At 59.9% G+C, this 12,324-nt stretch carries 12 protein-coding genes; 1 reads left to right on the top strand and 11 read right to left on the bottom strand.

The features are described 5' to 3' along the window. The 7 genes from JKA62_RS27710 to puuE form a co-directional block, all read right to left on the bottom strand. Complete coding sequence (locus JKA62_RS27710) at positions 1–786, bottom strand: outer membrane protein OmpK (RefSeq protein WP_011333187.1); 786 nt, start codon at positions 784–786, stop codon at positions 1–3. 86 nt (positions 787–872) lie between these two features. Then, positions 873–2,231, bottom strand: coding sequence for a nucleobase:cation symporter-2 family protein (locus JKA62_RS27715; RefSeq protein WP_011333188.1), 1,359 nt, complete (start codon positions 2,229–2,231; stop codon positions 873–875). Positions 2,232–2,400: 169 nt separating this feature from the next. Continuing rightward, positions 2,401–3,714 (bottom strand): urate hydroxylase PuuD, encoded by a 1,314-nt coding sequence (locus JKA62_RS27720; RefSeq protein WP_011333189.1) that lies wholly within the window; start codon positions 3,712–3,714, stop codon positions 2,401–2,403. A 51-nt stretch (positions 3,715–3,765) separates the two neighbouring features. Further along, a complete protein-coding gene (locus tag JKA62_RS27725; RefSeq protein WP_011333190.1) occupies positions 3,766–4,269 on the bottom strand; it encodes an ureidoglycolate lyase in 504 nt (167 codons plus the stop codon). Positions 4,270–4,389: 120 nt separating this feature from the next. Next, on the bottom strand, positions 4,390–5,385 hold the full coding sequence (alc, locus tag JKA62_RS27730) for an allantoicase (RefSeq protein ID WP_011333191.1): 996 nt from the start codon (positions 5,383–5,385) through the stop codon (positions 4,390–4,392). Between the two features lie 90 nt (positions 5,386–5,475). Continuing rightward, the gene (gene uraD / locus JKA62_RS27735) at positions 5,476–5,991 is read right to left on the bottom strand and encodes a 2-oxo-4-hydroxy-4-carboxy-5-ureidoimidazoline decarboxylase (protein ID WP_011333192.1); all 516 of its coding nucleotides are present in this window, start codon (positions 5,989–5,991) and stop codon (positions 5,476–5,478) included. Then, positions 5,988–6,914: an allantoinase PuuE gene (gene puuE, locus JKA62_RS27740; protein WP_064594599.1), complete on the bottom strand. Its 927-nt coding sequence runs from the start codon at positions 6,912–6,914 to the stop codon at positions 5,988–5,990. The genes uraD and puuE overlap by 4 nt, the downstream gene beginning before the upstream one ends. A gap of 430 nt (positions 6,915–7,344) precedes the next feature. Between puuE and uraH the strand changes: the two genes are divergently transcribed. Further along, entirely contained in the window at positions 7,345–7,698 is a 354-nt protein-coding gene (uraH, locus tag JKA62_RS27745; RefSeq protein ID WP_011333195.1) for a hydroxyisourate hydrolase, read from the top strand. A 104-nt stretch (positions 7,699–7,802) separates the two neighbouring features. On the opposite strand, the gene JKA62_RS27750 is transcribed toward uraH, so the two are convergent. The 4 genes from JKA62_RS27750 to JKA62_RS27765 form a co-directional block, all read right to left on the bottom strand. Beyond that, positions 7,803–9,428 (bottom strand): hypothetical protein, encoded by a 1,626-nt coding sequence (locus JKA62_RS27750; RefSeq protein WP_011333196.1) that lies wholly within the window; start codon positions 9,426–9,428, stop codon positions 7,803–7,805. Positions 9,429–9,597: 169 nt separating this feature from the next. Further along, complete coding sequence (locus JKA62_RS27755; protein ID WP_011333197.1) at positions 9,598–10,227, bottom strand: LysE family translocator; 630 nt, start codon at positions 10,225–10,227, stop codon at positions 9,598–9,600. 87 nt (positions 10,228–10,314) lie between these two features. Next, positions 10,315–11,664 carry an NCS2 family permease gene (locus JKA62_RS27760; RefSeq protein ID WP_011333198.1) on the bottom strand — a complete coding sequence of 450 codons (1,350 nt, stop codon included), beginning with the start codon at positions 11,662–11,664 and terminating at the stop codon, positions 10,315–10,317. Between the two features lie 196 nt (positions 11,665–11,860). Next, complete coding sequence (locus JKA62_RS27765; protein WP_011333199.1) at positions 11,861–12,304, bottom strand: MarR family winged helix-turn-helix transcriptional regulator; 444 nt, start codon at positions 12,302–12,304, stop codon at positions 11,861–11,863. Positions 12,305–12,324 lie beyond the last annotated feature (20 nt).

A 12,324-nucleotide genomic window follows, 5' to 3' on the forward strand; every position in this document is an offset into this window, starting at 1 on the left:
TTAGAAGTGCACCTTCACCAGCAGGCTGGCGGTGTTCTGGTTGGTGTCGAAACTGTGGGTGCTTTCGACCCCGTATTTGTTTTTCCAGTAGCTGTATTCGGTGCCGACGTACACCTGCTTTTCACCCCAGCCGAGCGCTTTGCCCAGGTCGTATTTGATCTGCGGGTTGATGTGCAGGTTGGCGTGATAGGTGCCACGGGAGTTCTGGTCGTTGTCGACCACCCAGTCCAGATAGCCGTCGATCAGCAGGTCAGAGTTGCCCACGGGAATGCTGTAGGACCAGCCGGGAGTGATCTGCCAGACGCCATCGCCGGGGCGCGGGCCTTCGGTCTGGCGGCGATAGAAGTTCAGGGTGAAATAGTTGAAACCCGGCACCTTGAGGTCGAAGCCGGGGCCGATCAGATAGGCCTCGCTGTCGCCTTCGCCGTACTCGTAGGTCATGGCCAGCAGCACGTCCTTGATCGGGCCGAACTCCAGCTTCCTGTCGAAGATCTTGCCGAACGACAGGCGCGGGCTGAATTCGCCGTAGAACGCGTGGGGGCCTTTGTTGCGGTCTTCCTGGCCGTTGTAGAAGATCTTGTCGACGAACAGGAAGTTGTCGCCGTACTTCCACTTGTCGGCGTGCTCGAACGTTACCGTCTGCTGGATTGACGGGTTGATCGCGAAGTTCTTGCCGTACAGGTAGCTCAGGCTGTTGGTCTGCCACAGCAATAAATCGCCGGCCATGGCTTGCGATGCGGCCAGCAGGCCGCCGCTCAACAACACGTTGGTTTGAGTCCGGATCATCTGTTGCTCCCTCTTGTTTTTATTGTTTGAGGCAAAGCTGTCGCGAGGGGGCAGGCTTGGGCGAGCCCCCTTTTTTACTCTTCGGATCAGTGCGGGTGTGCGTGGCAGTCGTTGATCGCTGCGCGTTCGGCGCCGCCGAGGATGTTGAACAACAGGTTCAGCGTCAGCGCGCTGAGGGTGGCCATGGCGATCCCGCTGTGGGTGATCGGGCTCATCCACAACGGCAGGTGGGCGAAGAATTCCGGACGCACCACCGGGATCAGGCCCATGCCGATGCTCACGGCTACCAGCAATTGGTTGCGACGGTCGCCGATGTCGGCCTCTTGCAGGATCTTGATGCCGGTGGCGGCCACCATGCCGAACATCGCAATCGCTGCGCCGCCGAGCACCGCCGGTGGAATCGATGCCACCAGGAACGCCGCTTTCGGCAGCAGGCTCAGGACGATCAGCAAACCACCGGCAACGATGGTCACCGAACGGCAGCGCACGCCGGTCATCTGCACCAGACCGATGTTCTGCGCGAAGGAGGAGTGGGTGAAGGTGTTGAAGAAGCCGGCGAAGAACGATGCGCCGGCATCACACAGCAGGCCGCGACGCAGCATGCGCGGGCAGACTTCCTGGCCGGTGATTTTGCCCAGTGCGAGGAACATACCGGTGGACTCGACGAAGATGATCACCACCACCAGGCACATCGACAGGATCGGTGCCAGTTCGAACTTCGGCATGCCGAAATGCAGCGGGGTGACGAACTGAACCCACGGCGCGTTGGCCATGCCGCTCAGGTCGACCATGCCGATGGCGCCGCAGAGCACGTAGCCCAGGCACATGCCGATCAGTACGGAAATGTTGACCCAGAAACCACGCATGAAGCGGTGGATCAACAGAATGGTGGCCAGCACCAGTGCGGCGATGGCCAGGTAAATCGGTGAACCGAATTGTGCGGCGCCAGCGCCGCCACCGGCCCAGTTTACGGCCACGGGGAACAACGATAAACCGATCGAGGTGATGACCGTGCCGGTCACCAGGGGAGGGAAGAAGCGCACGACCTTGGACATGAACGGCGCGATGATCATGCCGAAGAACCCGGCGGCGATGGTGGCGCCGAAGATTCCCTGCAGACCGATGCCGGGCATGCCGGCCATGGCGACCATGCTGCCGACGGCGGCGAAACTGGCGCCCATCATCACCGGCATGCGTATGCCCATCGGGCCGATCCCCAGGGACTGCACGATGGTGGCGATGCCGGCGACCAGCAGGTCGGCGTTGATCAGGAAGGCGATTTCTTCACGACTCAGGCCAGCGGCCTGTCCAATGATCAACGGTACCGCGATGGCGCCGCCGTACATCAGCAGTACATGTTGCAAACCGACCAGGATCAGTTGCAAAAGGGGCAAGCGCTGAATGGCGGGTGCGTCGGGGATGCGCGCTTTGGACAGCTCGGACATGCAACACCTCGGATCTTTTTTATTCTTGTGATGAACAGCGGCCGGGTTGCTTGCCGCTGCCCTCTTTGCATCAGGCAGACCGCTTATGCGGCCAATCGCAGGCAAGCCGGCGCCCACAGGATCCGGATGATCCGTGTGGGCGCGAGCCTGCTCGCGAGGTTTTTACGGCTTAGTTGGTCTGGGCTCCCTGGGCGATCCATGCACCGATCAGGTCACGTTCCTGCTGGGTCATCTGAGTGATGTTGCCCAGTGGCATGATCTGCGTGGTGATGGCTTGCGCCTGGATCCGTGCCGCGTTCTGGCGGATCTGCTCGGGGGTGTCGAACATCACACCGGCCGGGGCAGCGCTGAACAGCGGGCTGGTCGGTTTGGCCGAGTGGCAGACCGCGCAGCGTTCCTGGATCACGTTGTGCACCTTGTCGAACGCAGGGCCGGCGTTGGACGCCTGGGCCGGAGCGGCGGCCGGTGCAGCAGGGGCGGCTGGTTGTGCTGCTTCAGCCGGTTTCGCGCCACCACCCAGCGCCGTTTCCGGCAGTGGCTGGTACTCGATTTTTGCAGGCGCCTTGGCCACGTCCGGCGCGTTCGACATCGGCGCCGGGCCGGTGACGTACGCCAGACTGATCATGCCCACCGCTGCCACCGGCAGGGTCCAGGCAAACTTGTGGCTGTCGTGACGGGTGTTGAAGTAGTGACGCACCAACACCGCCAACACCGCAATCCCGGCCAGGATCAGCCAGTTGTACTGGCTGCCGTAGGTGCTCGGGAAGTGGTTGCTGATCATGATGAACAGCACCGGCAGGGTGAAGTAGTTGTTGTGACGCGAACGCAGCAGGCCTTTGGCCGGCAGGGCCGGATCCGGCGTGCGGTTCTCGGCGATCGCGGCGACCAGTGCGCGCTGCGCCGGCATGATGATGCGGAACACGTTGCCGACCATGATGGTGCCGATGATCGCGCCGACGTGCAGGTATGCACCACGACCGCTGAACACCTTGCTGAAGCCATACGCCGCGCCGATGATCAGCACGAACAGGATGAAGCCGAGCAGGGCAGGTTTTTTGCCCAGAGGCGAATCGCAGAGGAAGTCGTAGATGAACCAGCCGGCGATCAGCGAACCGATGCCGATGGCCACGCCTTCAGGGCCGGTCAGGCCGCTGCCGGGTGCCACGAGGTAGAGCACGGGGTTGGAGTAGAACACCACGCACAGCAGCGCGATCCCCGACATCCAGGTGAAATAGGCTTCCCATTTGAACCAGTGCAGGTTCTCCGGCATCGACGGAGGGGCCAGTTTGTATTTTTCCAGGTGATAGATACCGCCGCCGTGGATCGCCCACAGATCACCGGCAAGACCGGTTTTCGGGTTGACGCGGTTGAGGTTGTTCTCCAGCCAGACGAAGTAGAACGACGCGCCGATCCAGGCCACGCCAGTGATCATGTGAACCCAGCGCACGCTCAGGTTCAGCCATTCCAACAGATGTGCTTCCACAGTCTTTACCTCTCGCCTGTCACTCTTGTTGTCGAGTGATCAGACCTTCTCTTATTGGTGGGGGGCGAGGATCAAACGCTCATCCTCTTTGAAAAAATGCTCATCGCAGTTATTGCCTTTGCCACTGCGATCAACCACCAGGAAGTCATCCCGCTTTTCGATCGTCAGCACCGGGTGGTGCCAGACGCCGCGATGGTAATTGATGCCCTGCCTGCCGTTGGTGACGAAGGCGCGGACCAAGCCTGATACAGGTACATCGCCAAGTGGCGCGACCACGATCAGAAAGGGGTTGCCGAGCAGCGGAATGAAAGCCTGGCTGCCCAGCGGATGGCGTTCCAGCATGCTGACGGTCAGCGGCATGTCCTGCGCGTCGGCGCGGAAAATGCTGATGATCGCGTTGTCCTCAGGCGTTGCGGTTTCGACCGTCGCCAGTTTGTGGAAGCGCATGGTCGAACCGTTGTTGATCATGAAGTGATCGCTGCCGTCGGTTTCGATCACGTCACCGAAAGGGGCGAAGGCTTCTTTGGTCAGCGGTTCAATCGTCAGTGTGCGCATGCTGTTCTTCTTATCCGAATTCTGTGTTGTTGGTTCTGTTGCTATCGCTGGCAGGCCAGCTCCCACATCTGGAATACATTTCCTTGTGGGAGCCGGCCTGCTGGCGATCGGGTTCAGCGCTTATTTAGCGACCTTGCCCAGTACGCGCAGGCGGCTCACACCACCATCCGGGAACACGTTCAGACGGATGTGGGTGATCGGGCCCAGTGCGTTGATCTGCTCGACGAAGGTGTGTTCGGCGTGCATTTCCAGCTTCTGGCTTGGCAGCAGTTCGCGCCAGAACAGCGACTGGGTTTCGATCTGGCTGTCGGTGCCGCCCTTGACGAACGCGCCCTGGATCGAGCAGGTGTCCGGGTAGTTGCCCTTGAAGTGCAGGGTGTCGACGATGATTTTTTCGATCTCGCCCGGGTGGCCCAGCGCGACGATCACCCAGTCATTGCCCGGCGTGCGACGACGTGCGGTTTCCCAGCCGTCGCCCATGTTGATGCCACGGCCCGGGTTGAGGATGTTGCTCATGCGGCCGAAGTGTTCGTCGGAGCAGGCGAGGGCGCGGCCACCGTTGAGGGCTGCGGCCAGGTCGACTTGCTCGTTGTCGCCAACAGCCGACCAGTCGCGGAACGGAATGCCGTACACGCGCAGACGGGCCACGCCGCCATCCGGGTAGATGTTGAAGCGCAGGTGGCTGAACGCCTTGTCGTTGCTGATTTCGTGGTAGTGGTGGCTGTTGCCTTGCAGTTCGACGGCAGACAGCACTTCAGTCCACTGGGTGTTTTCGTCCGGCTCGCCCGACGCCAGGAAGCAGGCTTCCAGCGAGGCCGATGGCGGGAAGTTGCCGGTGAAGAATGAAGTGTCGATGTCCACGCCTTTGATCGAACCCGGTACGCCCAGGCGGATCACCGCGCTGTCGTAGCCTTCGAAGCGCTTGCGGCGGGACTCCCAGCCGTCCATCCACTTGCCGTTGTCATCGAACACGCCCTCCTTCCACACGGCCGGGGTCGGCTGAAACAGACGATTGGCGTCTGCGAACCAGTCATCGGTGACCGAGATGATTTTGGTGCCCAGACGTGCATCGGCCAGGTTGACGAACTTCTCGAAAGGTACGGCGTAAGCTTTCATTCTTCTTGTCTGCCTTTAAATAAGTGGCTTGGGATGCTTGCAGGGCCCTGGGAAACACAAGCGTTCTAGAGGTTTCTCGGGCCATGCTCGCTAGAGAGTCAGTAATCGGAACAGGGCGATCTTGTTGATCTCCGCCAGCGCGCATTTGAACTCGGTGTCGACCGGGTTGTGAATGCGCGTTTCGAACGCCGCGAGGATCTGATGCCGGTTGCTGCCTTTTACCGCCATGATGAAGGGAAACTTGAACTTGGCCTTGTAGGCGTCGTTCAGCTCGGTGAAGCGCTGGAACTCTTCGGCCGTGCATTGGTGAATACCGGCGCCAGCCTGTTCATGGGTGCTGGCTTCGGTCAACTCGCCCTGGACGGCAGCTTTGCCGGCCAGGTCCGGGTGAGCGTTGATCAGTGCCAGTTGACTGGCGTAATCGGCGCTCAACAGGATGTCGCTCATGCGCTGGTGCAGGGTTTCGATCTGGTCGATCGATGCGTCCTGGCCCAGGTCGAAGGCCTTCTCGGCCACCCATGGCGAATGTTCGTAGATGTCGGCGAAGGCTTTGACGAAGGCGTCGCGGCTCAGGGTCGACGGTTGCAGGGTTTGAAAGGTGCTCATTTGGCAGCCCCTTGGTACGGGTGGGTTTCGTGCCAGTGACGTGCGATGTCGACGCGACGGCTGAACCACACCTGTTCATGACTTTTAGCGTATTCGATAAAGCGCTTAAGCGAAGCCAGACGCGCCGGACGGCCGATCAGACGGCAGTGCAGGCCGATCGATAGCATCTTCGGTGCTTCGGCGCCTTCGGCATACAGCACGTCGAACGCATCCTTGAGGTATTCGAAGAAATCGTCGCCCTTGTTGAAACCCTGGACCTGGGTGAAGCGCATGTCGTTGGTGTCCAGGGTGTACGGGATCACCAGGTGCGGCTTGCCGGTCGGGTTGTTCGGTTCCCAGTAGGGCAGGTCGTCGTCATAGGTGTCGCAGTCGTAGAGGAAACCGCCTTCTTCCATCACCAGGCGACGGGTGTTCGGGCCGGTGCGACCGGTGTACCAGCCCAGCGGGCGTTCGCCGGTGAGTTCGGTGAGGATGCGGATCGCTTCGAGCATGTGCTCGCGTTCCTGCGCCTCGTCCATGTACTGGTAGTCGATCCAGCGGTAACCGTGGCTGCAGATCTCGTGACCGGCCGCGACCATCGCGCGGATCACGTCCGGGTGACGTTGGGCGGCCATGGCCACGGCGAAGATGGTCAGCGGAATGTCGAATTCCTTGAACAGTTTCAGGATCCGCCAGACGCCGGCACGGCTGCCATACTCGTAAAGCGATTCCATGCTCATGTTGCGCGCGCCTTGCAGAGGCTGGGCCGCGACCATTTCCGAGAGGAAGGCTTCCGATTCTTTGTCGCCGTGCAGGATGTTGCGCTCGCCGCCTTCTTCGTAATTGAGTACGAACGACAGGGCGATCCGGGCATTGCCCGGCCAGTGTGGGTGAGGAGGGTTACTGCCGTAACCGATCAGGTCGCGTGGGTAGTCAGCGCTCACTGCAGTCTTCCTTCTTATTCGTTGACAGATTGTGTGGCGCCCTGAAGTTTGGATGGCAGGCTGGCGTCACAGCGATGGGCTGATTGTATACAACTTTATTCTCAATTTGTAAGCCTGAATTTTCGCATTTTTCACCGGCCGTCATCTTTTGCTGTTAATGGCGTGAACCTGCAAGAAACCTGCCTGACCAGTCAGCTAATGGATTGGGGGTTCAATGAATGCGAGGTTATGGGGCAAATCACCGGGAAATCGAAGGATGGCGGGGGTGAGAGGAAAAATGTCGTTTTTATTGTGTACAATTTTTTTGAAAAGTGTCTTAATCAATCGCTCGCCGCAGCTTTTCGTGCTCCGAAACGGTGCGGTCTCCTTTTCAACTGACTTCGGGAGGCGCGAAGTCTGACTGCTCCACGCAGGCAGGCGCGCAGAATCAATGGGACGTTTGACAACACACGTTTTGGACGCTGCACACGGTTGCCCGGGCAGCTCGATCAAGGTCGAGCTGTACCGCGTTGAAGGTTCGCACCTGGAATTGGTCGCCAGTGCGCTTACCAACAGCGATGGCCGGGTCGATGCGCCACTGCTGCAAGGCGATGACTACCGTACCGGTGTCTATCAGGTTCAGTTCCACGCCGGCGATTACTACCGCGCCCGTGGCGTCCAGTTGCCGGAGCCGGCATTCCTGGACGTGGTGGTGCTGCGGTTCGGCATCTCTGCCGAACAGGATCACTACCACGTACCGTTGCTGATCTCGCCTTACAGCTATTCCACCTATCGGGGCAGCTGACCCCCAAGCAGCTGCCCCTGCCGGGAAGCGACTGCGCATATAGCTTCTTTGGTCTTTCGCCCGCTCACACTGCGGGCTTTTTTTATCCTCGCGTCTGTGAGGCATCAAAGCCTTGCGTAATCATCCCTGATGATGAAAAACGTATCCGGATAAGGGGCGAGCGTCTGCACGCCCCCTCTGAGCCAGACGACCTTGTTCGCCGGGTGAGCCGCTTCCACGGCTTGCGCGGCGTCCGGACCGACCTGATCGATCAGCCTGATATTCGCGGCATTCGGATCCTGATTAGCAGGCTGCTGAATCTGGCGTCCCCTGACGCGATGCAGGCTGAGGAAAAAGACGAAGTCATGCCCTGTCCGTGTGAACACAACGGCCGCAAAGCTTTGTGCAGGGCTCGGTTCGAAAACGCTGTAGCCGTTGCGCGTCAGAAGCCCCGCCGCAAAGCGTTTTATATCGACCGCCGACTGGCTCGGCATGAAGTATCTCCATTCCTCTGGAAACCGGGCCGGATCGAAGTCCAGGCGACGCAGACCGGCTTTCACGTTGGCAACGGGCAGCTCGACCTTCTGGTTGCCTTCCGTTATGGATCGCGGCAGTGAATCAAGCATCAACAACGGATCGACCAACTCCGGACGCGGGTTGACGGTGCCGGTTTTCCAGTCATTGAACGCTTGACGCAACAGCGTCAGACCGCTGCCCGTTGCAAGCTCGGAGCCATTGGCGAGTGTGAATTGCCGTTTGGCGACATTGTGCAGGGTGACGTCCGACAACTCGGGGAAATAGGTGGCGACGGTTTCTTTCATCGGCCGCTGAAATGGCAGGGCCGGATCGACTTCCCAATGCAGGGCAGGCGGAACACGAATGGCGCCGCGAGGTTGCTGCAGGAAGTCGGTGCGCAGTGTCCGATCCAGCGTGGCGTAGTCGTACATCAGGTGATACGGATGCTTGATGTAAACAATTGGATCGTTGTGTGCGGGACCACGGGGCAGGGTCCGGTATCGGGATCCGTTGATATTGATGTCGTCAGGTGAGCCCGGTTGGCCGATGATGCCCCAGGTCTTCCAGGGATCGATCAGCGCATCCAGCTCTGCGTCGGCAATCGCGCGGTTCGCGCTGGAGGGGTCAGTCGGTTGCTGTTCATCACCCGCAATACGAGGACGTTTGGGTGGTGTAGCGTGCGCTTCGTCAGCGGGTGCGGGAACGCGGGTGATAAAAAGTTGCGAAGCGTCGATGGTCGATGAACCGTTCGAGGCCACCGTGCGCCATTGCAGGGTGCCTGCCACCTGCTCGAGTCGGGGGCCGGAAGCCCAGAGTTCGTTCGACATTCGGGCTCTGATATTGCTTTGTAAATCCGCGCCGAGCAAAACCGTTCCGCCGTCGATCAGGTCGACGTAGGTATACGGCCCGGCCTTGCGAAATCCTGTCAGTGAGTCGGGCTGGGGTAATCTGTCCACCAGGCGCGGTGGAAGAAAGTAACCGGCAATCGGGCGATCGTTTGTGACGCGAGCGATAGGGGTGCCGAGGGGCAGATCGGCGATCTGATAGTGCGCAGGCGAGGAGCCGGACGGCAGATTGCCGGGGCCGGTGAGCGGATCGGTCGTCTGATCGAGGGGCGGCTGTTCGATGTGAGCCGCTTGCCTGACGGTGATTTCAGGCGACGTATCGCGGGCCCTCGGGATGCCTTGATCTGAAGTGGGCGGGGTTCTGGGGCGGATCGGTTTCTTCGGGCTCATGGATTGTTGTGCTCACGGGGTCCAGATGACGGGAGCGTTCAATGATCCTCAAGCCTGCACGTTGCCGTGCGGTACATATGTCTATCGGGTGACACAGTTGATGCCGGACGTTTCCAGGTGGACAACTACCGCCACTTCACCTGGAAATGGCGGTCAGTCTGATCGCGGATCAGTGGCTGCTCAGCAGTGAAGCTGCACCAGCCCCCCCGAAGAGTCCGGCGCTGATGCGGTTGAACCAGCTCTGCCCCTTGCCGCTGCGCAGATAACGCGCCGCGCCATGGGCACCGAGGCCGTAGGTCAATTTGCACAGCAGATCGAGCAGCGTCCAGGTGGCGATCATCACCAGCAGTTGCGGCAGGAACGGTTGCTCGGCGCTGAGAAATTGCGGCAGAAACGCGGCGAAAAACAAAATGTCTTTCGGATTGCTCGCGCCCAGCACGAAGGCCCGGCTGAACAGCGCGCGGAATTTCGGAACCGGTGCGGCCTGAGGCACTTCGGCACCCATCGACGGCTGACGCGATTGCTGCCAGCTCTGCCAGGCAAGGTAGAACAGGTAGATCGCACCGATGATTTTCAGGGCACTGAACAGTTTCTCGGACGCCAGCAACAGGGCGCCCAACCCCAGCGCCGAGGCGCTGAGCAGGCAGATCGAGGCGAACACGCCGCCAAGAAACGCCGGGTACGAACGACGCAGACCGTAGTTCAGACTGTTGCTGATCATCAGCAACGACAGCGGCCCCGGAATCAGGATCACTACCAGCGCAGCGCCGCTGAACAGCAGCCAGGTTTCCAGACTCATCACTTGCTCCTTTTTATCGTTATCAAAAATGTGCAAAAGCCCCACCCGGTGGGGTGAGGCTGTTTTGAAGCGTGAACCGCGTAGCGCTTACAGGAAGATGAACTTGGCGATGAAGATCGCGCAGAGCACCCACAGGCTGACGGAAATCTCTTTGTATTTACCGGTGCCGGCCTTCAGCGCGACATAGGTAATGAAGCCCAGCGCGATACCGTCGGCGACCGAGAAGGTCAGCGGCATCATGATCGCGGTGACGATCGCCGGAATGCTGTCGGTCGCTTCGTCCCATTCGATGTGTGCCATGCCGCCCATCATCAGCATCGCTACGTAAATCAGCGCGCCAGCGGTGGCATAGGCGGGAATCATGCCGGCCAGCGGTGCAAAGAACATCGCGGCTATAAATAGCACACCCACGGTGACTGCGGTAAGACCAGTCCGACCACCAGCGGCTACGCCGGCGGCACTTTCCACGTAGCTGGTGACGGGCGGAACGCCGACGACCGCGCCGAATACGCTGGAGGCGCTGTCGGCTTTCATGGCGCGGGACAGGTTTTCGATACGGCCGTCAGGGTTCACCAGATTGGCGCGCTGGGCGACGCCCATCAAGGTGCCGGCGGTGTCGAACATGTGTACGAACAGGAAAGCCAGTACCACGCTGATCATGCTGACGTTGAATACACCGGCGACATTCATGGCCATGAAGGTCGGCGCCAGGCTCGGCGGGGTGGACATTATCCCTTCATAGTGCACGATGCCCAGGCCCCAGCCTGCCAGGGTCACGGTGATGATGCTGATGAGGATTGCGCCGAACACTTTGTGATAACTGAGGATCGCGATCATCAGGAAGCAGATGGCGGCAAGCAGCGGACCGGGTTCGCGCAGCGAGCCGAGCTTGATCAGGGTGGCCGGGCTATCGACGACGATACCGGCGGTTTTCAGGCCGATCAGCCCGAGGAACAGACCCACACCGGCGCCCATCGCGTAGCGCAGGCTGACCGGAATGCTGTTGAGCAGCCATTCGCGAATCCGCGAAAAGGTCAGGATCATGAACAGCACGCCCGAGACGAACACCGCACCGAGGGCCGTTTCCCAGTTGTAGCCCATGGTGCCGACCACGGTGTAGGTGAAGAATGCGTTGAGGCCCATGCCCGGCGCCAGGCCCACCGGCCAGTTGGCGTAGAGGCCCATGAGCAGGCAGCCCAGCGCGGCGGCGATACAGGTGGCGACGAAGGCTGCACCGTGATCGATCCCGGCATCGGCCATGATGTTCGGGTTGACGAAAATGATGTAGGCCATGGTGATGAAGGTTGTCAGACCGGCAATCAGCTCGGTCTTCACCGTGGTGCCATGCAAGCTGAGTTTGAAGATGCGCTCAAGCAGGCCCGTGCGTAAGGGCGGCGAGAGTTCCAGCGTCGATGCTTCGGATTTGCGGCTTTCCACAGCGAGTACTCCTCAAGAGTTTTATTGTTATTTCCAGGACCGGACCCATGAGGGGTGGCAGCGGCCCTTTGAGGCATACGCGAATTTGTTGACCATTCGGTCAGGAACTCGCACGCTGTGGATTATGCTTTTGTGTACAAATAAAGCAAATATTGTTTTTGGTTTTGTAGACGAAAAGACAGTTGATCGAGCTATATCACTCGTTCGGGCGATTGGTTCCCAGCGCCAGATTCACCGCCAGCCAACCGTTTACCGCCGTTTCGCCGGCTTCGGCAAAGACGCGTTCAAGCAATTTCACCTGTTCCCGACGCAGCGCCTGTTCAAATTTCGCCCCTTCAACGGTCAGCTCCAGCAGGCGTTTACGCTTGTCTGTCTCGGACGCCACGCTGTCCACCAAGTGCATTTCCTGCAATTGCCGCAACGGCATGTTCAGCGCCTGCTTGCTGACGCCGAGTAGCGCGAGCAATTCCTTGACGCTCAGGTTCGGATAGCGAGCGATGAAAAACACGATGCGTTGATGCACGCGGGACAAGCCGCGACGCTCGAGCATTTCATCGGCCTTGGCGGTGAACGCCTGGTAACCGAAGAAAAACGCTTCCATGGCTTGTTGCTGGCTGGCGCAGTTTTTAAGGTCAAGCATATTGATGTTTCCAGTGAGGC

It is taken from the genome of Pseudomonas sp. B7 (genome assembly GCF_016735645.1).
Taxonomy (GTDB): Bacteria; Pseudomonadota; Gammaproteobacteria; order Pseudomonadales; family Pseudomonadaceae; genus Aquipseudomonas; species Aquipseudomonas glycinae.